We start from the raw sequence: 19,355 nt of genomic DNA, 5'->3' as shown, positions 1-19,355 counted from the left end.
CCCGGCGCTACCGCGACAGGCTGGTCTCAGCAAGCCCGTCCCGTCACACGCGATCAGGCGGACGTCGGAATGCGTTCCTATCGTCAATACGAGCGCGGCGGCACGAACAGGCAGATTGTCCTGCCGGCGTCGAGGCCCCCCTGGTGCGCGCACCAATGGAACTCGCCGTCCGGGCTGTCCTTGACACGCTTGTCGGTCATTGGAACGACCTCACCCGTTCCGGCGATGACATAGCCCTCGGGTTTCTCCAGCACTTCGCCCGTATGGGTCGTGCGACAATCATAGTTGGCGCAGCATGCGAACGGATAACTCCAGCCTTGTGGCTTTGCCGCCGTGGGCGTGGCGTCATGCGCGAAGGCAGGTGCCGTCAGCATTGCCATCGCGCCGATCGCGAACAGGGAAAACAAAAGTCGGCCAGCCGGTTGAACGGCATTGGCCGATCTGAGTGTGGCAGCAGACATGGAAACGTTCCTTTCAAACGAGCATCAAGCGTTTCGCTTGCCCGTTCCCGGAACGTATCTTCCCAGTGGCCGGATCGTCGGGTCGCAGATATGCCGCGTCCGGCCATAAATGCTTTTTCTCTCCCAGCCCTTGGATGCTGGGCTGATTCCTTGGTCGGCGCAAGAACATGCATTCCCGACATCGTTCTACAGACGTCAGGCATCCGCTACCGCCGACGAGATGAGGCCAAGGTCAATTCCCGGCAAACGGGCGTCGAATAAACGGGATTGGCCCGCTGTGGTTCCAGCCTATTGCTGGTCGGAGCCGGCAATCACGTGCTCTTGATACTGCGGCAGGTCATCGGTGATGGTGAACCAGCCCGCCTTCGAACCGACGAAGATGTGCTCGGTTGGACGAATGGATGGGTCGTCGACGAGCGTTCCCATGGCGACATGGACGTAGGCGCCGTCGCGCACGAGCGAATAAAGCAAGGAGCCGCACTGGCAGCAATGCGCGTTGTGGCCGCTTTGGTCGCCGAAGATCAGGAGTTTGTCCTCGCCTTCGGTGAGGACAAACTTTTCACGCTCGATACCGGCGAAAGGCTTGAATGCCGAACCGGTGGTGCGCCGGCAGTCCGAACAATGGCAATTCGCGGCATAGAGGAATTCGTCGGCCACCTCGTAGTGAACCGCGCCGCAAAAGCATTTTCCGGTGAGCTTGCTCGGCACTCTCTCCTCCATTGCTGTGGTGCGCAGGGGTATGTTCAGATGAGGCCAGGCCGGCCTCACCTGAATATGGGCATATCCTAGTCCAGGTCCGCCACGGCTTCGCCGGCACCGCCTTCGATGCGCTGCGACAACGAGGCTTCCATGAAATCGTCGAGGTCGCCATCGAGCACGCTCGACGGGCTGGTGCTCTCGACGCCGGTGCGGAGATCCTTCACCAACTGATAGGGCTGCAGCACATAGGAGCGGATCTGGTGGCCCCAGCCGATATCGCTCTTCGATGCTTCGGTGGCGTTTGCAACCGCCTCGCGCTTCTTCAGCTCTTCCTCGTAAAGGCGCGAGCGCAGCATCTCCCAGGCCTTGGCCTTGTTCTTGTGCTGCGAACGTTCGGCCTGGCAGGCGACCGCGATGCCAGTGGCCAGATGCGTGATGCGCACCGCCGAATCGGTGGTGTTGACGTGCTGGCCGCCCGAGCCGGACGAGCGATAAGTATCGATGCGGACGTCGGATTCGGAGACGTCGATCTCGATCGTGTCGTCGATGACCGGATAGACCCAGACGCTGGCGAAGGACGTATGCCGGCGCGCATTGCTGTCATAGGGCGAAATACGCACCAGGCGATGAACGCCCGATTCCGTCTTCATCCAGCCATAGGCGTTGTGGCCTTTGATCATCAACGTGGCGGACTTGATGCCGGCCTCTTCGCCGTCATGCATTTCCAGCACTTCGACTTTGAAACGGCGCCGCTCGGCCCAGCGCGTGTACATGCGCAGCAGCATCGAGGCCCAGTCCTGGCTTTCGGTGCCGCCGGCACCGGCATGGATTTCGAGATAGGTGTCGTTGGAGTCTGCTTCACCCGACAGCAGCGTCTCGACCTGGCGGGCCTTCGCTTCGCCTTGCATCGAGCGGATCGCGGCTTCCGCCTCGGCGATCACGCCCTCATCGCGCTCTTCCTCGCCGAGTTCGATCAGGCCGATATTGTCTTCCAGCGCCTGCGTCAGACCTTTCACCGAGGCGATGCCTTCTTCGAGGCTCTGGCGTTCGCGCATCAGCTTCTGCGCTTCCAGCGGCTCGTTCCAGAGGCTGGCGTCCTCGGCGCGCACATTGAGGTATTCAAGCCGCTTTATGGCTTGATCCCAGTCAAAGATGCCTCCTCAGCAGGGTTATCGCCTGCCTGATCTCGTCGACAATATTCTGCGTTTCCGCGCGCATGGCTGGCTGTTCTGTCCTGTTTGCTGAAATCGGTCGGCGCGATACATAGGCACGCCGCCGCCGGCTGTAAAGCAAAATGGGCCGGCCCAAGGCCAGCCCATCCGCCCCTGAAAATCGTCAGTAGAGGCCGCCGCCGCCGGACTGGATAGCCTGATTGGCTTGCGGCGACAGTGCGCCACCGGTGGCATTGGAGCCGTCCGCGCCCATGCCGATCACCCAATAGCTGTCGGCGGGACCGGTGCCCGGCTTGAAGGCTTCGATGATGGTGCCGGGATCGCCCGATGCGGCACGCATGCCGGTCTTGCGATTGATGGCGACCAGGTTCATGCCTTCCGGCACCTTGAAGTCGACATTGGGCGTGCCGTCCAGCGCCACTCGCATGAAGTCCTTGAAGATCGGGGCTGCGAGGCCGCCACCGGTGGCGCCATGGCCGAGGCCGCGCGGCGTGTCATAGCCCATGTAGAGGCCGACGACGAGGTTGGGCGTGTAACCGATGAACCAGGCGTCCTTTTCGTCGTTGGTGGTTCCGGTCTTGCCGGCGATGTGACGGCCGAGTTCGCCGATGGTGGCGCCGGTGCCGCGCTGCACGACGCCTTCCATCATCGAGGTGATCTGGTAGGCGGTCATCGGGTCGAGCACCTGCTCGGAATTGTCGACCAGCTCCGGCTCCGGCTGGTTCTGCCATTCCTGCGCATTGCAACCCTGGCAGCCACGTTCGTCCTGCTTGAACACCGTCTTGCCGTAGCGGTCCTGGATGCGGTCGATGAGCGACGGTTTGATCGACTTGCCGCCATTGGCCATGATCGAATAGGCCGACACCATGCGCATCACGGTGGTTTCGCCGGAACCCAGCGCCATTGGCAGATAGGGTGCCAGATGGTCGTAGACACCGAAGCGCTCGGCATATTCGACCACCAGCTTCATCCCCATGTCATTGGCAAGCCGCACCGTCATCAGGTTGCGCGACTTCTCGATGCCGGAGCGCAGGGTCGCCGGACCGGCGACGGTGCCGTCATAGTTCTTCGGCGTCCAGCTCGTGTTGCCGCTCTGGATCGTGATCGGCCCGTCCATGATCACCGAGGCCGGCGTATAGCCATTGTCGAGCGCTGCCGAATAGACGATCGGCTTGAACGAGGAGCCCGGCTGGCGCATGGCTTGCGTGGCGCGGTTGAATTCGGACTGCGCATAGGAGAAGCCGCCGACCATGGCCAGCACGCGGCCGGTGTGCGGGTCCATGGCGATCAGGCCGCCTTCCACTTCGGGCACCTGGCGCAGGCTGTAGGTGCCCTCGGCACCATCGTTTTTCTGCACGAAGATGACGTCGCCCGGCTTCAGCACCTCCGCCGGCGACTTGGCCTTGACGGTCTTGCCGGCGACCACATGGCGCATGGCAAAACCCATGTCCTCCTTGCTGATGGTGCCTTCGACGCGCTCCTTGACGATCTCGCCCGACGCCTGCCGTGCGGGCTGCAGGCCGATCGACAGGCCGGTCGCCGAACTGTCGAGCACGACGGCGAGCGACCATTCGGGAACATCCTCCAGTCCCTTGACGGCGCCAAGCGGCACGCCCCAGTCGCCCGAGACATCGATCGATGTCACCGGCCCGCGATAGCCGCGCAGCGTGTCGTATTTCATCAACCCGTTCTGCATCGATTTGCGGGCAATGAGCTGGATCTTCGGATCGAGCGTGGTGCGGACGGAGAGGCCGCCTTCGTAGAGCGCATTCTCGCCGTAGCGGGCGATGATCTGGCGGCGCACCTCTTCGGTGAAGTACTCGCCGGCGAACAGATAGGTGCCGCTGCGCCGCGGCGTCACGCCCAGCGGCTCGGCCTTGGCCTTGTTGCCTTCCTCACGCGTGACATAGCCGTTCTCGACCATCTGATCGATGACCCAGTTGCGGCGCTCGATCGCGCGATCGGCATGCTTGAAAGGGTGATAGTTGTTCGGCCCCTTGGGCAGGGAGGCCAGGTAGGCGGCCTCGGCCACGGACAGTTCGTTGACCGACTTGTCGAAATAGGTCAGCGCCGCACCGGCGACGCCATAGGCGCCGAAGCCGAAGAAGATTTCGTTGAGGTAGAGCTCGAGAATGCGATCCTTGGGATAGGCCTGCTCGATGCGGAAGGCGAGGATCATCTCCTTGATCTTGCGCTCGTAGGTCTGGTCCGAGGACAACAGGAAGTTCTTCGCCACCTGCTGGGTGATCGTCGAAGCGCCGACCTGGCGCCGGCCCGAGCCGAAATTCTGCAGGTTGACGATGATGGCGCGGCCGAGGCCGGTGACATCGATGCCCGGGTGATTGTAGAAATTCTTGTCTTCCGCCGACAGGAAGGCCGCCTTGACGCGGTCCGGAATGGCCTGGATCGGCAGATACAGGCGCCGTTCGCGCGCATATTCCGCCATCAGCGCGCCGTCGGACGCATGGATGCGGGTGGTCACCGGCGGCTCGTATTTGGCCAGCACCTCGTAGTCGGGCAGATCCTTCGACAAATGGCCGATGTAGATCGCAACGCCCGCCGCGACCAGAAGGGCCAGCGTCGTGCCGATGCCGAAAAAATAGCCAATGAGACGAATCATACCCGCTCCAGTCCTTGGTTCGGGAATTTCCTAAACGAAGCCGCCTTTCACGCAAGCTTTCGAGCCGGTCCCAATCCGTAATCGAAAACCCTTGTCGCCGCCATGTGGACAAAATACGGCAATGCCTGATTTCACGGCTGCTGGCCGGAAATAAAAGCACTGGGTGTTGTCGTCGCGCAACGCCGCCTCTGGTTGCAGGCGTCGCCGGTCATGTCAACCTCCGGTTCCCGATCCGGCCTTGGCCGACGCGAACAGCGCGACGGCGTTGGTTATGCTCTGGGCCGCCTTGCCGCGCCAGTCGGCGTTGAGCAACTGCGCCTCGTCCTTGGCGTTCGAGAGATAACCGAGTTCGACCAGCACCGACGGCACATCGGGTGCCTTGAGCACCTTGAAACCCGCGGAGCGCTGCGGATTGTTGATAAGACCGACGCTGGTCGACAACTGGCCAACCAGCGTGTGGGCGAAACTCATCGAGAAATTGTGTGTTTCGCGGCGGATCAGGTCGATCAGGATGTCGGTGACTTCCTTGTTGTCGTTCTTGATTTCCATGCCGGCGAACTGGTCGGAGAGGTTCTCACGGTCGGCAAGCGCCTGCGCCTCGGGGTCCGAAGCCTTGTCGGAGACGGTATAGACGGTGGCGCCGCGAATGCCCTTGACGCTGATCGTGTCGGCATGGATCGAAATAAGCAGGTCGGCCTCATGCTGACGGGCAATGCGCACGCGGTCGTCCAGACGCAGGAATTCGTCTGTGTCGCGCGTCATGAACACATCATAATTGCCGACCGCCGCGAGTTTGTCGCGCAGCTCCGTGGCGAAGGCCAGCGTGACGTTTTTTTCGATGGTGCCGTTCAGGCCCTCGGCACCGCCGTCGATGCCGCCATGGCCGGGGTCGATGACGACGGTGAACCGATGGCCCGGATTGGAGACCGGCCCGGTGCCGACCCGCCCTCCCTTGTCGGTCGAAACGGTCGATCCGGTGGTCAGCGCCTGATTGGCAAGTGCGGCATCGAACTCGCGTTCGGATGCCGCCGACATATCGATGGCAATGCGGTAGCCGGTTCCGTCCTCGTTCTTGAGCACGTCGAACTTGTCGACGGCAAAGGGTCCCTTGCCGGTGAGGATCAGACGCGAAACGCCCTCGCCGAGTTCGCCCAGGCGCACGCCCTTGACCAGGCCCCGCGCCTTCAAATCCTTGGCATCCACGGCGAATCTCGTATTCGCGAGATCGATGACAAGACGGTTGGGACCACGCAGCAGGAACCATTTGATATCGGGTTCGCGGTCGAAATCCATGACGATGCGCATCTTGGTGGCATCGCCGGCCATCTTGTAGCCTTTTGCCACGAGCGGAGCGTCGGCGGCACTGGCATTTGAAGACAAGACGGATGAGGCCGCCAGCAGCAGCAAGAGGCAGAAAGCGGCCAGGATCCGGCCGCCGACAGGACATCCCTTGTCTGTGAAGTCCGCCAATCCCATCTCTCTTGCAGTCGCTCCCGGTTTGGCGCCCTGCGCCCGGTCGTTTCGTCGAAATGCCGGTTAGGCCGCGAACTCGATTAACGATTGGTATCCAGAGAAGGTTAACCAAGCCTTTTCATGCAGGGCCGCAAGCCTGGCTTTACGCTACGGAACGGCTTTTTGCCGGCATCGGAAATCGGGGTTGCCATCCACCCCGCCAAATCATAAAAGCGATGGTGGATCACTGCAATCCTGGAACCGCCCTCCTCCGCAGCTTCTTGCTACAGGGTCAGACGTAAAGGCGGCTCCTTTCGCTTCAGGCGAAAAGGGTTCAGGTGATCGCGACGAATTTCGCAGGCGTGCTCCCGTGGCGGGGGAATCGCCTGCGTGAGGAAAACGGCCGGGTTTGTTCCCGTGCCGGCTCTGTATGAGCAAACAAGCTGGTCCGGTTCGTCCGGGCTTTGGTTCAAAAGGTTCTGTTGGTGACGATGGCTTCAAGCGCAATCATGGAAAGGTCCGCATCAAACCGCGCCATTATGGCTGCGGGCGGCACCGCCATGGCGCTCAAGCGGCGGCCGACGGACGTTCAAATATCCGGCACCCACATTCCAGACACGCAGCAGCAGGCTTTGCCTCGCAAGCTGCGGCTGACGGCTGCCGGGGGGAAACGAAATAATGCCCAACAAAATGCTGATAGACGCCTCCCACCCGGAGGAAACACGCGTTGTCGTCATACGCGGTAACCGTATTGAAGAATTCGACTTTGAATCCCAGGACAAGAAGCAGCTCAAAGGAAACATCTACCTAGCCCGCGTAACGCGCGTAGAGCCCTCCCTTCAGGCAGCCTTTGTCGAATATGGCGGCAACCGTCACGGTTTTCTCGCCTTCAGTGAAATCCACCCCGATTACTACCAGATTCCGGTCGCCGATCGTCAGGCACTGCTGCGCGCGGAAGCGCAGGAGGCTGAGGACGAGGAGAACGAGGACGGCGACGGCGATGATCGCCAGAGCCGCGATCGCGGACGGCGCGGCCGCAGGCGCGGCGGCAAGCCCCGCGACCGGGGCGAGCACAAGCGCGATGCAGCCGATTCCGGCGAGGCGAGCGACGCTGCCGACGAGGCAGAAGAAGGTGCCGACGCTGGTGTCGAGGACATCTCGCACACGTCCGAGATCATCGAACATGCGGCTGATTCGTCCGAACATGCAGATGCGTCCGAGCATGGCGAGGATTCGGCCGAACAGGACGAAGGCGAAATCCGCGAAGGCGGCCCGACGTCGATCGCCGCCTCGGTCGAGGCCGATGTGATTTCCGAAGCCGTCCCGCTGGCCGAACAAGGCAGCGAAGCGACCTCCGGCGACAATGATCGCGGCATGCTGGAAGAAGTGCAGTCCTCGCATCCGGACGATCACGAGGTCGAATCGGTCGGCGCCGAGGATGCGCTGGAAGAAGTGCGCAACCGCCGCAAGCCGGTGCGCCGCCAGTACAAGATCCAGGAAGTGATCAAGCGCCGGCAGATCCTCCTGGTGCAGGTCGTCAAGGAAGAGCGCGGCAACAAGGGCGCGGCGCTGACCACCTATCTGTCGCTGGCCGGCCGCTATTCGGTGCTGATGCCGAACACGGCGCGTGGCGGCGGCATTTCGCGCAAGATCACCAGCGCGGTCGACCGCAAGCGGCTCAAGGAGGTCGTCGCCGATCTCGAAGTGCCGCAGGGCATGGGCGTCATCCTGCGCACCGCCGGCGAGAGCCGCACCAAGGCAGAGATCAAGCGCGACTACGAATATCTGATGCGGCTTTGGGAAAATGTCCGCAATCTCACCTTGCAGTCCACGGCCCCTGCCCTGGTCTACGAGGAAGGCAGCCTGATCAAGCGCTCGGTGCGCGACCTCTACAACAAGGATATCGACGAGATTCTTGTCTCCGGCGAGGAAGGCTACCGCGAGGCCAAGGACTTCATGCGCATGCTGATGCCGAGCCACGCCAAGGTGGTTCAGCCGTTCCGCGACACGACGCCGATCTTCGTACGCAACGGCATCGAGGCACAGCTCGACCGCATGCTGCAGCCGCAAGTGACGCTGAAGAGCGGCGGCTACATCATCATCAACCAGACCGAAGCGCTGGTTGCCATCGACGTGAATTCGGGCCGCTCCACCAAGGAGCACTCGATCGAGGACACCGCGCTCCACACCAATCTGGAAGCGGCCGAGGAAGTCGCGCGTCAGCTAAGGCTGCGCGATCTTGCCGGCCTGATCGTCATCGACTTCATCGACATGGAGGAGAACCGCAACAACCGCTCCGTCGAGAAGCGGCTGAAGGATCACCTCAAGAACGATCGTGCGCGCATCCAGGTCGGCCGTATCTCGCATTTCGGCCTGATGGAGATGTCACGCCAGCGCATCCGCGCCAGCGTGCTGGAATCGACCATGAAGCCTTGCCCGCATTGCGGCGGCACCGGCCATGTGCGCTCCGATTCGTCGGTCGCGCTGATGGTGGTGCGGGCGATCGAGGAATTCCTGCTCAAGGATTCGCGCAGCCACATCACGGTGCGGACGCCGGCGGCGACAGCACTCTACGTGCTCAACCACAAGCGCGGCACGCTGGTGGAACTCGAAAGCCGCTTCGGGCTGACGATCACCGTCGAGGCCGACGATTCGGTGGGTTCGCAGCACTATGCGATCTTCCGCGGCGCGTTGGCTGAAAAGCCGGAAGGCTTTGTCGAGGCGCGCAGCTTCCCGGCCTATGTCGAGCCGGACGAGCCCGAGGATGAGATTGCCGTCATCGAGGAAGACGACGAGGCGCCGATCCAGGCAGAACAGCCACGCCAGCAGCCGCAGCAACAGCAGCCGCGGCCCGCTGCCGGTGGTGAGGAAGGCGAAGGCCGCGACCGCAAGCGCCGCAAGCGTCGGCGTCGGCGTGGCGGCAAGGATCGCGATCGCGAACATGGCGCCCCTGCGGACGGTGCTTCCGTCTCGGCTCCGGCCGGCGAGTTTTCGGACTCGGACTCGGCCGCCGGAGATGGCGACGCGGAAGCGGACGACAATGCCCCTGTTGGTGTTTCCGAAACTCCTGCCACAGCTGAAGCTTCGGACGAAGGCCAGGGCAAGAAGCGCCGGCGCGGCAAGCGCGGCGGCAAGCGCAACCGCCGCGAAGACGGTGAAGGCGAGGCTGAGGCAAGTGCTGGCGAAGCAGCCGACGCGTCCGAAGGCGAAGTCTCGGCAACCGAGGTGATCGCCAGCGAGCCGGTGGTTACCGCAGCGGCCGAAGAGCCGGTGGTGCTTGCTCCGGCCAATGACGACGCGCCGAGCACGGAGAAGCCGAAGAAGCCACGCCGTGCCGCCAAGCCGAAGAAGGCCGCAGCCGAAATCGTCGCCGAAGAGCCGGCTGCCGAGGCGGAAGCACCGGTCGAGACGCCGGCCACGGCGTCCGACGAAGCAGCGGCTGTCGAGAAGGCACCGAAGGCCCGCCCGTCGCGGCGCAAGCCGGCGGCGGTGAATGCGCCGGTCGAGCCGGTGGTGTCTTCGACCGTAGCGGAAGAACCCGCGGCCAAGGCCGAGGACAAGACCGACGACAAGACCGACGACAAGCCGAAACGCGGCGGATGGTGGCAGCGGAAGGGCTTTTTCTAAGCCTTTCAGCCACCTGAGCTAGTTTGTTGACAAAAAATCCCGCGCCGTCTCGAAGACGGTGCGGGATTTTCTTATCTGGCGCTATTCCGGATTGCGAAAGGCTAAAACGCTTCTTTGATTTTTATGCATGTCGTTGTCCCAAAACCGCTGCGCACTTTTGGGCGACATGCATCACGGCGCGAAGATCGACCAGTTCATCATCCTGGCCAGCTTTTCCAGCGCGATCGACCCCAGCTTGGAGTTGCCGTTGGCATTGAGGCCGGGCGACCAGACGGCAAGCGACGCCACGCCCGGCACGATGCCCAATATGCCGCCGCCGACGCCGCTCTTGCCGGGGATGCCGACGCGGAAGGCGAAATCGCCGGAGCCATCATAGTGACCGCAGGTCAGCATCATCGCGCCGATGCGGCGTGCCCGTTCGGCCGACACCACGGAATGCCCGGTCGCCGGGTTCTTGCCGCCATTGGCGAGGAAGCGGCCGGCGAGCGCCAGTTGCCGGCAACTCATTGCGATGGCGCAATGGTGGAAGTAGACGCCCAGCGCCAGCTCCGGCGCGTGGTGGAGATTGCCGAAGGATTTCATGTAGTTGGCAAGCGCGAAGTTGCGATAGCCGGTGGCCCGTTCGGACGCCGCGACCTCACGATCGATGATGATCGTTTCGTCGTCGGCGAGGAACTGGATGAAGCGCAGGATTTCGCCGATCGCCTCGCGCGGCTGGTGGCCGGCAAGCAGGATGTCGGAAATGACAATGGCGCCGGCATTGATGAACGGGTTGCGCGGAATGCCGTTCTCATGCTCGAGCTGCACGATCGAGTTGAATGGATTGCCTGACGGTTCGCGGCCTACCCGCTGCCAAAGCGCGTCACCGACATTGCCGAGCGCCAGTGTCAGCGTAAACACTTTCGAGATGCTCTGGATGGAAAATGCCTGGTCGGCATCGCCGGCCATCAGCACGCGGCCGTCATTGGTGACCGCCGCGATGCCGAACTTCTTCGGATCGACCTTGCCCAGCTGCGGAATGTAGGAAGCGACGTCGCCGCGATCGGTGCGCTCGGCCATTTCGGCGGCGACTTCGGCCAATGCCCGATCAAGTTTGGGGGCCTGTTCAAGTTCCGGCATGGTGCTACCTCAACCAGCGTTCGATGCGCACCATTGCCTCGACCATGTCGTCGTGGCTGCCGGCATAGGAGAAACGCATGGTCCGGTGCCCAGCCTGAGTGTCGAAGTCGCGGCCGGGCGTTGCTGCAACATGCGCCTCGGCCAGCATCTTTCGCGCAAAGGCCATGCTGTCATTGGTATGCCTGGTGACGTCACAGAACGCATAAAAGGCGCCGTCCATGGGCGCCGCCAGCGGAAAGCCGAGTTCCGGCAGGCGTTTCAGCAAGAGCTCGCGATTCCAGGCGTAGCGGCCTTTTACCGCCTCCAGTTCCTCGGTCGCCCTGAACGCTTCGATCGCGGCAATCTGCGATAGCTCCGGCGGCGAGATGTAGAGGCTCTGGGCGACGCGCTCGACCGGCCGCACCAGTTCCTGCGGCAGCACCATCCAGCCGATTCGCCAGCCGGTCATGCAGTAATATTTGGAGAAGGAATTGATCACCGTCACATCGCCGCCATAGGCAAGTGCCGTGGTGTCGGGGGCGGCATAGGCCAGCCGGTGATAGATTTCGTCGGAGATGACGGCGATGCCGAGGTCCTGTGCCGTCCTTACCAGGGCCGCCAGTTCATCGGCTGGTATGACCGCGCCGGTTGGATTGGCGGGACTGGCGAAGAGAACGCCTTTCAGCGGCTTTTCACGATGCGCGGCTTCCAAATGGCCGGCATGCAGGTAGGCGGCGTCGCCGAGCTCGATCTCGACCACCTCGATGCCGAGTGCGGCCATGATGTTGCGGTAGGCAGGGTAACCGGGTGCCGCGATGGCGACGCGGTCACCCCGATCGAACATCGCCAGGAAGGCAAGGTTGAAGGCGGCCGACGATCCCGTGGTCACCGCGATCCGGCCAGGCTCGATCTCAAGCCCGTAGTGATCGGCGTAGTGTCCGGCGATCGCCTTGCGCAAACCTGCCAGTCCGAGCGCGTCGGTGTAGCCGATGCGCCCATCCTGCAGCGCCTTGGCTGCTGCGGCGCGAACCAGAACCGGTGCGGGATCGGAGGGTTGGCCGACGGCCATCGAAACAACCGGCACGCCCTGGGACTTCAGCCGGTTTGCCTCTGCCAGAATGTCCATCGCATGGAAGGGCTCGACATTGCCGCGGCGTGAGAGCGAAACGACCATTAACCAGTATTCCCGATGACTGACGGCGCCAGGCACTGGCGCATGTGCCGCACAAATGCCCGATTGATGTGAGGATCACAAGTTGAGGAAGTTTCCGGCGCCGACTTTTCATCTTTCGCCCGCTCGTCTACCAGTGGACACATCATGTTGAGCCGACCCAGATCGACGATTGCCCAGGCAGCGCGCGTCTTCGCGACGCTTTCGCTTGGCGTTGCCGTTGCAATGTCGAGCTCGGTCAGCGCCTTCGCCCAGAACGTGCCGGTGGTGCGCGACGCCGAGATCGAGGCGCTGGTGCGCGATTACGCGCGGCCGATCTTCAGGGCGGCCGGCCTGGCGAATGACGGCATCGACATCGTTCTGGTCAACGACCAGAGTTTCAACGCCTTCGTTACCGGGCGTCGGCTGTTCATCAACACCGGCGCGCTGATGACGGCTGAAACGCCCAACGAGATCATCGGCGTCATCGCGCACGAAGCCGGTCATATTGCCGGCGGCCACCAGCAGAAGCTGCGCGACCAGCTCGAACGAGCCAAGACGATGGCCGTCATCGCGACATTGCTTGGCGCCGGCGCCATTGTCGCCGGTGCCACAACCAGCAGCCGCGGTCTCGCCGGCGCCGGCATGGGCGTGGCTGCCGGCGGCGGCGAAATGGCACAGCGCAGCATCCTCGCCTATCAGCGCACCGAGGAGATGACGGCCGACCGCTCGGCGATCACCTATCTCAACGCCACCGGCCAGTCCGGCATGGGCATGCTGAAGACATTCCGCCGCTTCCAGACCGCACTTTCGCTTTCGGGCGCCCAGGTCGATCCGTATCGGATCAGCCATCCGATGCCGCAGGACCGCATCGCCAATCTCGAAGTGCTGGTGAAACAGGACCCCAATGTCGACAGGCCGGACCCGCCCGCGCTGCAGCAGCGCCATGACATGATGCGGGTGAAGATCGCCGTTTACATGGAAGGCCAGGCGGCCGCGTCCCGGCTGATGCGAAAGATGCAAGGAACCCTCGCCGCCCAGTACGGCGACGCCCAGTCGACCTACCTGTTCGGCAACATCGCCGCCGCCCTCGCCAAGACCAATGCACTGATCAAGGCGCAACCGAAGAATGCCTACTTCCAGGAACTGCGCGGCGACATTCTGATGAAAGCCAACAAACCCAAGGAAGCCGCGGACGCCTATGCCAAGGCGGTCAGCCTCGATTCGGCTCGGTCCGGTCTGCTGCCGGTGTCCGTGGGCCAGGCGCTGATGGCCGTCGGCACGCCCGACTCCCTCAAAAAAGCCGTCGTGCAGATCAACAATGGCCTCGGTCGCGACAAGGAAAATTCAGCCGGATATCGCTATCTGGCGCAGGCCTATGGCGAGTTGGGCGACATACCTGGCGCTGAACTTGCCACCGCCGAAAGCCATTTCTATTCCGGCAACTACAAGGATGCGAAGATTTTCGCCATGCGGGCGCAGCAGCAGATGAAACGCGGCGAGCCGCGCTGGCTTCGCGCCCAGGATATCATAAACTACAAGCCGTCAACCAAGATCAAGTGAACCTTCCGGCCCCGCGCCACGACATAGCCAGACCGGAAAACAGGCAGAAGGAACAGGAACGATGAAAAAGGCACTGCTGCTGGGCACCACGGGGGTTGCGGTCGCTCTGGCCATGCTGGCTTTCGGATTCGTTGCCGGAAACCCGCAGATCGCCAAGGCCGGGACCGCACAGCCGGTCGAGACGGCGGCGGCCGATACCAAGATCGACCGCACCGAGGTCGAAGGCATCATCCGCGACTATTTGTTGAAAAACCCGGAAGTTCTTCTGGAGGTCCAGGACGCGCTTGAGGCCAAGCAGAAGGAAGAGCAGCGCATCGCTCATCTCGGCGTGATCAAGGATGCCAAGGACCAGATTTTCAACTCCGCCTTCGACGGCGTCGTCGGCAATCCGACCGGCAAGGTCACCATCGTCGAGTTCTACGACTATAATTGCGGCTTCTGCAAACGTGCCATCGACGACATGAAGGCGCTGACCAAGACCGATCCGGACCTGCGTTTCGTGCTCAAGGAATTCCCCATCCTCGGACCGGATTCGCAGAAGGCGAGCGTGGTCTCGATGGCCTTCCACCTGATGCACCCGGAAAAGTACGGCGAGTTCCACAATGCGTTGCTCGGCGGTCAGGGACGCGCCACCGAGGCGGCGGCCATGAAGGTCGCGCTGTCGCTCGGCGCCGACGAAGCGGCGCTGCGCGAGAAGATGAAGGACCCGACAATCAACGAGGCCCTCGCCAAGACCTACGATCTTGCCAACAAGCTGGCGATCACCGGAACGCCGTCCTATGTCGTCGGCAACGAGGTGGTGTTCGGGGCGCTCGGGCAGGAAGTGCTGGCTGAAAAGATCGAGGCGGCGAAAGCCGCGCTCTGATCTTGCTCGCCAGCTATCTCTCACTGGCACATTTCCGCCTGTTGTGGACAGTGAAAGAACGTACTTGCGCTCTTTCCGCGGGCGGCTATGCCCATTATAGAGGGCCCAGCGCGCCGGCTTGATGACGGCGCCGGGAAAGGTCGGCTTTTTTGAAAACGGTTTTCGTCCTGAACGGTCCCAATCTCAACGCGCTCGGCAAGCGCGAGCCGGGCATCTATGGCGGCAAGACGCTTGCCGCGATCGCCGACGACTGCAAGCAGGCAGGCACGGCGCTGGGGTTCGAGATCGATTTCCGCCAGTCGAACCATGAGGGCGACCTTGTCGACTGGATTCAGGAAGCCGGCGACAAGGCTGTCGGCATCGTCATCAACCCGGGCGCCTACAGCCACACCTCGATTGCCATCCACGACGCCATCCGCGCCGTCGCACCATTGCCGGTGGCCGAAGTTCATCTTTCCAACATCCATGCGCGGGAACCATTCCGCCACGTCTCCATGGTCGCGCCGGTCGCCGTCGGCATGATCTGTGGCTTTGGGCCGCTCGGCTATACGCTGGCGCTACAGGCGCTGGCCGCACGCCTATGACCGGCCAACAAACAGAAGGCTCGAAAATGTCGATAAAGAAGACCGGTGTTGACCAGCAACTGATCCGCGATCTGGCGGGCATACTGAACGACACCAACCTCACCGAGATCGAGGTTGAACTGGGCGACCTGAAGGTGCGCGTCTCGCGGCAGGCGCCGGCCGTCCATGCAATCGCGGCGCCGCAACCGGCCTATGCGCCGGCAGCAGCGCAGGCTGCCGCCGTTGCCGTGCCTGTGGTGGCGGACCTTTCCAAGAATGCGGTCACCTCACCGATGGTCGGCACGGCCTATTTGGCTCCGTCGCCGGACGCCAAGGCATTCATCGAAGTCGGCCAGAAGGTCAAGGAAGGCCAGACGCTGCTGATCATCGAAGCAATGAAAACGATGAACCAGATCCCCTCGCCACGCGCCGGCACGGTGACCGCGATCCTTTTCGAGGATTCGCAGCCGGTCGAATATGGCATGCCGCTCGTCGTGATCGAGTAGAGCGGGCCTGATGTTTCAGAAGATCCTCATCGCCAATCGCGGCGAAATCGCCCTCCGGGTACTGCGCGCGTGCAAGGAACTCGGCATCCAGACGGTGGTGGTGCATTCGACCGCCGATGCCGACGCCATGCATGTGCGGCTCGCGGACGAGAGCGTCTGCATCGGTCCGCCGCCATCGCGCGACAGCTATCTCAACATCCATCAGATCGTTGCGGCCTGCGAAATCACCGGCGCCGACGCCGTGCATCCGGGCTACGGCTTCCTGTCGGAGAACGCCAAGTTCGCCGACATACTGGCCGCGCACAACATCACCTTCATCGGTCCGTCCGGCGACCATATCCGCATCATGGGCGACAAGATCGAGGCCAAGCGAACCGCCAAGCGCCTCGGCATTCCGGTTGTGCCCGGTTCGGACGGTGCCGTCACCGACCAAAAGGAAGCCAGGCGCATTGCCGCCGAGATCGGCTATCCCGTGATCATCAAGGCATCGGCCGGTGGTGGCGGGCGCGGTATGAAGGTAGCGCTTACCGAGGCCGACCTTGAGGTCGCCTTGCAAACGGCGAGCACGGAAGCCGGTGCGGCCTTCGGCGACGATGCGGTCTACATCGAGAAATACCTGGAAAAGCCGCGCCATATCGAGGTGCAGGTGTTCGGCGACGGCTTTGGCCGCGGCGTGCATTTCGGCGAGCGCGACTGTTCCTTGCAGCGCCGCCACCAGAAAGTCTGGGAAGAGGCGCCCTCGCCGGCCCTCAATGCCGAAGAGCGCGCCCGTATCGGCGGCATCTGCGCCAAGGCGATCGCCGACCTCGGCTATTCCGGCGCCGGCACGATCGAGTTCCTCTACGAAAATGGCGAGTTCTATTTCATCGAGATGAACACGCGCCTGCAGGTCGAGCATCCGGTGACGGAAGCGATCACCGGCATCGATCTCGTGCATGAGCAGATCCGCGTCGCTTCCGGCGGCGGCCTCTCGGTGAAGCAGGAGGACATCAAGTTCAACGGCCACGCCATCGAATGCCGCATCAACGCCGAGGACCCACGCACCTTCACCCCCTCGCCCGGTACGATCACCCATTTCCACACACCGGGTGGTCTGGGCATCCGCGTCGATTCCGGCGTCTATTCCGGCTACAAGATCCCGCCCTATTACGACAGCCTGATCGGCAAGCTGATTGTACATGGGCGTAACCGCGTCGAGTGCATGATGCGCCTGCGCCGCGCCCTGGACGAGTTCGTCGTCGACGGTATCAAGACGACGCTGCCGCTGTTTCGCGATCTCGTCGGCAATGCCGACATCGCCAATGGCGATTATGACATCCACTGGCTGGAAAAATACCTGGCCAAGGAAGAGTAGCGCGGAGACGCGATGACCCGCCCCTACGCGCCCGGCTATCGCATCCCCACCGACCTGCTGCTCAAGGCCTACGCCTCGGGCGTCTTCCCAATGGCAGAAAGTGCCGGCGACCCGGAGGTGTTCTGGGTGCGGCCGGAGACACGTGGCATCATCCCGCTTGACGGCTTTCACACGCCGAAAAGTCTCTGGAAAACGATCAAGAAACATCCCTTCGACATCCGTTTCGATTTCGATTTCGAGGCGACCATCGACGGCTGCGCCGAAAAGCGCGCGGAGCGGCGCTCGACCTGGATCAATGCGCCGATCCGCGAAGCCTATATCGAGTTGCATCGGATAGGCCATTGTCATTCGGTCGAAGCGTGGCGTGAGGACCGGCTGGTCGGCGGCCTCTATGGCGTGTCGCTCGGCCGGGTGTTTTTTGGCGAGAGCATGTTCGCCAGAGAGACGGACGCTTCCAAGACCTGCCTCTTCTACCTCGTCGAGCGTTTGAAGGCGCGGGGCTTTGCTCTGCTTGATACGCAGTTCACCACCGAGCACCTCAAGCGGTTCGGCGCGGTCGACATGCCGCGCGGCAAGTATGAGAAGATGCTCGCCGATGCGTTGAAGGGCGAGGCAATATTCTATCCCTGAGGATTGAGCCTACTTCCCGGTAGCGGCTTCCAATGGCGTTTGCGAATGGAACATCATCTTCCAGCCGTTGGCGCGATGGACGTAGCCGGTGCTGACCAGCGCGGCATAAGCCTCGCCATTCTCCCGTGTCGCACGCGCCTCGTAAGTCAGCATGATGATGTCGCTGCCCGGCTCGATAATGCCCTTGAGATCCATTCGCAGGTTGCGCCAGCGGTTGGGCTTGGCCGCGGTCTTGGCCAGATCCGCATTGTCCATCGCCTGTGCCATCTGCGGAAATGCCACCAGGCATTCGGTGTCGGCGTTGGCCGCGTAGTAGGCGGAGTCGCCCGTCCAGAATCCCTTTTCGAGTTCCAGCAATTCGGCCTTGCTAGCCGTGATCCGTTTGCTGTCTGACATCGGAAGATCCTCCTTACGCATGAATGTGCGCTCGTCCGTGGCCCAACGCATTGTGGCCAGGACGGTTCCGGGGGATCAGTTGGTGTCGGTAGTATCGGGTTCCGAAGCGTCCGGCTCCGTCACATCAGGCGTTGTGACGTCCGGAGTGGTCGCGGCTTCCGGTTTGGCTGCGGCGGGCTTGGGAGCCTCCGCTTTGGTTGCGTCAGCCTTGGCTCCGTCGGGCGCCGGCACATCCGACTTCTGCTTGCAGGCCTTCAGCCAGACGTCGTAGACGGCATGCTCGACGGCGTTGAGGCCGGGGCTTTCGGCAAACATCCAGCCGGTGAAGATGCGGCGGATCTTGCGGTCGAGCGTGATCTCGTCGACCTCGACGAAGGAATCGGTCTTCGGCGCCTCCGCCTGCGGCCGCGAATAGCAGACGCGCGGCGTCACCTGCAAAGCGCCGAACTGCACCGTCTCGTCGATATAGACATCGAAGGTGATGATCCGGCCGGTGATCTTGTCGATACCGGCAAACTCGGCAACGGCATTGGTAACCCGGTCCGCTCCCGCGGGCGGCGCCGGCGCGGGTGCCGCGGGCTCAGGCGAAGCGGCGAAGGCCACGGTGCTGACGGCAAGACCGGCGGCTAGCGCCAGACTGGCCGATATTGAGTAAGAAAAGCTCATGCAAAGATACCGGTGGTTCGCGCCCGGGTGATTCTGTCGATCGCCAAGGCTAGTCGCCGTTTTCTGATCAGCAAGCAGCTAAACACCAATTGTGGCGATAAAGGACCGGCTTGCACCCTGTCGCTACGACCCGGGTGTCCAGGCATCGTAGTCGCCGGTGACCTGCGGGCGATGCTGATTGGTGAGCACCGAGCCCTTCGGGCGATAGGCCGCCGGGCTGCCGGTCAGATTGGGCTGATGCGGCTTCTGCCAGTCGCGTGGCTTGTAGTCCTCGCTGGACGGCGCGACGTCGACACGGTGGTGCATCCAGCCGTGCCAGCCGGGCGGTATCGCCGAAGCTTCCGAATAATTGCGGTAGATGACCCAGCGGCGCGTGCGGCCTTCCGAATCGATGCCGCCTTCGTAGTAAAAATTGCCGGTCTCGTCCTGGCCGACCTTCTTGCCATACCGCCACGTGTGCAGGCGGGTTCCTATCGTCTGGCTGTTCCACCAGGTGAAAAACTGCGTAAGGAAAGTCTTCATTTCAAAACCCT

The 19,355-nt window shown here is 62.6% G+C and carries 17 protein-coding genes; 7 read left to right on the top strand and 10 right to left on the bottom strand.

The features are described 5' to 3' along the window. Positions 1-83: 83 nt before the first annotated feature. The 5 genes from MESCI_RS17985 to MESCI_RS17965 form a co-directional block, all read right to left on the bottom strand. Entirely contained in the window at positions 84-461 is a 378-nt protein-coding gene (locus tag MESCI_RS17985) for a hypothetical protein (RefSeq protein WP_013531369.1), read from the bottom strand. A gap of 288 nt (positions 462-749) precedes the next feature. Next, positions 750-1,181 carry a GFA family protein gene (locus MESCI_RS17980; RefSeq protein ID WP_063168090.1) on the bottom strand — a complete coding sequence of 144 codons (432 nt, stop codon included), beginning with the start codon at positions 1,179-1,181 and terminating at the stop codon, positions 750-752. Between the two features lie 65 nt (positions 1,182-1,246). After that, positions 1,247-2,378, bottom strand: a protein-coding gene (prfB, locus tag MESCI_RS17975; protein ID WP_013531367.1) for a peptide chain release factor 2 whose coding sequence is annotated in 2 segments (ribosomal slippage) — positions 1,247-2,311 and positions 2,313-2,378 — 1,131 coding nt in all. Because the reading frame shifts where the segments join, the coding sequence is not laid out codon by codon here. 117 nt (positions 2,379-2,495) lie between these two features. Further along, on the bottom strand, positions 2,496-4,952 hold the full coding sequence (locus MESCI_RS17970) for a penicillin-binding protein 1A (protein WP_013531366.1): 2,457 nt from the start codon (positions 4,950-4,952) through the stop codon (positions 2,496-2,498). A 213-nt stretch (positions 4,953-5,165) separates the two neighbouring features. Beyond that, complete coding sequence (locus MESCI_RS17965; protein WP_013531365.1) at positions 5,166-6,428, bottom strand: N-acetylmuramoyl-L-alanine amidase; 1,263 nt, start codon at positions 6,426-6,428, stop codon at positions 5,166-5,168. A gap of 654 nt (positions 6,429-7,082) precedes the next feature. On the opposite strand from MESCI_RS17965, the gene MESCI_RS17960 reads away from it, so the two are divergent. Next, positions 7,083-10,031 carry an Rne/Rng family ribonuclease gene (locus MESCI_RS17960; protein WP_013531364.1) on the top strand — a complete coding sequence of 983 codons (2,949 nt, stop codon included), beginning with the start codon at positions 7,083-7,085 and terminating at the stop codon, positions 10,029-10,031. 171 nt (positions 10,032-10,202) lie between these two features. Here the strand turns inward: MESCI_RS17960 and MESCI_RS17955 are convergent, their stop codons facing one another. Further along, the gene (locus MESCI_RS17955) at positions 10,203-11,150 is read right to left on the bottom strand and encodes a glutaminase (RefSeq protein WP_013531363.1); all 948 of its coding nucleotides are present in this window, start codon (positions 11,148-11,150) and stop codon (positions 10,203-10,205) included. 4 nt (positions 11,151-11,154) lie between these two features. After that, positions 11,155-12,303 carry a pyridoxal phosphate-dependent aminotransferase gene (locus MESCI_RS17950; protein ID WP_013531362.1) on the bottom strand — a complete coding sequence of 383 codons (1,149 nt, stop codon included), beginning with the start codon at positions 12,301-12,303 and terminating at the stop codon, positions 11,155-11,157. Positions 12,304-12,447: 144 nt separating this feature from the next. Here MESCI_RS17950 and MESCI_RS17945 point away from each other — a divergent pair, with 144 nt between their 5' ends. From MESCI_RS17945 to aat, 6 genes are all read left to right on the top strand, one after another. Continuing rightward, entirely contained in the window at positions 12,448-13,842 is a 1,395-nt protein-coding gene (locus MESCI_RS17945) for a M48 family metalloprotease (protein WP_013531361.1), read from the top strand. Positions 13,843-13,903: 61 nt separating this feature from the next. Beyond that, a complete protein-coding gene (locus MESCI_RS17940; RefSeq protein ID WP_013531360.1) occupies positions 13,904-14,707 on the top strand; it encodes a DsbA family protein in 804 nt (267 codons plus the stop codon). A 149-nt stretch (positions 14,708-14,856) separates the two neighbouring features. Continuing rightward, a complete protein-coding gene (gene aroQ, locus MESCI_RS17935; RefSeq protein WP_013531359.1) occupies positions 14,857-15,291 on the top strand; it encodes a type II 3-dehydroquinate dehydratase in 435 nt (144 codons plus the stop codon). A 26-nt stretch (positions 15,292-15,317) separates the two neighbouring features. Then, positions 15,318-15,776, top strand: coding sequence for an acetyl-CoA carboxylase biotin carboxyl carrier protein (gene accB / locus MESCI_RS17930; protein WP_013531358.1), 459 nt, complete (start codon positions 15,318-15,320; stop codon positions 15,774-15,776). A 10-nt stretch (positions 15,777-15,786) separates the two neighbouring features. After that, positions 15,787-17,130, top strand: a complete 1,344-nt coding sequence (gene accC / locus MESCI_RS17925) for an acetyl-CoA carboxylase biotin carboxylase subunit (protein ID WP_013531357.1) — start codon at positions 15,787-15,789, stop codon at positions 17,128-17,130. A 12-nt stretch (positions 17,131-17,142) separates the two neighbouring features. Then, on the top strand, positions 17,143-17,760 hold the full coding sequence (gene aat / locus MESCI_RS17920; protein WP_013531356.1) for a leucyl/phenylalanyl-tRNA--protein transferase: 618 nt from the start codon (positions 17,143-17,145) through the stop codon (positions 17,758-17,760). 9 nt (positions 17,761-17,769) lie between these two features. On the opposite strand, the gene MESCI_RS17915 is transcribed toward aat, so the two are convergent. The 3 genes from MESCI_RS17915 to MESCI_RS17905 all read right to left on the bottom strand — a co-directional run bounded on the left by MESCI_RS17915 (position 17,770) and on the right by MESCI_RS17905 (position 19,344). Then, positions 17,770-18,156: a hypothetical protein gene (locus MESCI_RS17915; protein WP_013531355.1), complete on the bottom strand. Its 387-nt coding sequence runs from the start codon at positions 18,154-18,156 to the stop codon at positions 17,770-17,772. A gap of 75 nt (positions 18,157-18,231) precedes the next feature. After that, positions 18,232-18,822, bottom strand: a complete 591-nt coding sequence (locus MESCI_RS17910) for a DUF2155 domain-containing protein (RefSeq protein ID WP_013531354.1) — start codon at positions 18,820-18,822, stop codon at positions 18,232-18,234. 123 nt (positions 18,823-18,945) lie between these two features. Further along, complete coding sequence (locus MESCI_RS17905) at positions 18,946-19,344, bottom strand: NADH:ubiquinone oxidoreductase subunit NDUFA12 (RefSeq protein WP_013531353.1); 399 nt, start codon at positions 19,342-19,344, stop codon at positions 18,946-18,948. Between the last annotated feature and the right edge of the window lie 11 nt (positions 19,345-19,355).

It is taken from the genome of Mesorhizobium ciceri biovar biserrulae WSM1271 (assembly GCF_000185905.1).
Taxonomy (GTDB): Bacteria; Pseudomonadota; Alphaproteobacteria; order Rhizobiales; family Rhizobiaceae; genus Mesorhizobium; species Mesorhizobium ciceri.
This window is presented reverse-complemented; position numbering and strand designations above follow the sequence as displayed.

Coding starts and splice junctions, on each gene's coding strand:
- MESCI_RS17985 (WP_013531369.1), bottom strand. CDS start 461: ATGTCTGCTGCCACACTCAGATCGGCCAATGCCGTTCAACCGGCTGGC.
- MESCI_RS17980 (WP_063168090.1), bottom strand. CDS start 1,181: ATGGAGGAGAGAGTGCCGAGCAAGCTCACCGGAAAATGCTTTTGCGGC.
- MESCI_RS17970 (WP_013531366.1), bottom strand. CDS start 4,952: ATGATTCGTCTCATTGGCTATTTTTTCGGCATCGGCACGACGCTGGCC.
- MESCI_RS17965 (WP_013531365.1), bottom strand. CDS start 6,428: ATGGGATTGGCGGACTTCACAGACAAGGGATGTCCTGTCGGCGGCCGG.
- MESCI_RS17960 (WP_013531364.1), top strand. CDS start 7,083: ATGCCCAACAAAATGCTGATAGACGCCTCCCACCCGGAGGAAACACGC.
- MESCI_RS17955 (WP_013531363.1), bottom strand. CDS start 11,150: ATGCCGGAACTTGAACAGGCCCCCAAACTTGATCGGGCATTGGCCGAA.
- MESCI_RS17950 (WP_013531362.1), bottom strand. CDS start 12,303: ATGGTCGTTTCGCTCTCACGCCGCGGCAATGTCGAGCCCTTCCATGCG.
- MESCI_RS17945 (WP_013531361.1), top strand. CDS start 12,448: ATGTTGAGCCGACCCAGATCGACGATTGCCCAGGCAGCGCGCGTCTTC.
- MESCI_RS17940 (WP_013531360.1), top strand. CDS start 13,904: ATGAAAAAGGCACTGCTGCTGGGCACCACGGGGGTTGCGGTCGCTCTG.
- accB (WP_013531358.1), top strand. CDS start 15,318: ATGTCGATAAAGAAGACCGGTGTTGACCAGCAACTGATCCGCGATCTG.
- accC (WP_013531357.1), top strand. CDS start 15,787: ATGTTTCAGAAGATCCTCATCGCCAATCGCGGCGAAATCGCCCTCCGG.
- aat (WP_013531356.1), top strand. CDS start 17,143: ATGACCCGCCCCTACGCGCCCGGCTATCGCATCCCCACCGACCTGCTG.
- MESCI_RS17915 (WP_013531355.1), bottom strand. CDS start 18,156: ATGTCAGACAGCAAACGGATCACGGCTAGCAAGGCCGAATTGCTGGAA.
- MESCI_RS17910 (WP_013531354.1), bottom strand. CDS start 18,822: ATGAGCTTTTCTTACTCAATATCGGCCAGTCTGGCGCTAGCCGCCGGT.
- MESCI_RS17905 (WP_013531353.1), bottom strand. CDS start 19,344: ATGAAGACTTTCCTTACGCAGTTTTTCACCTGGTGGAACAGCCAGACG.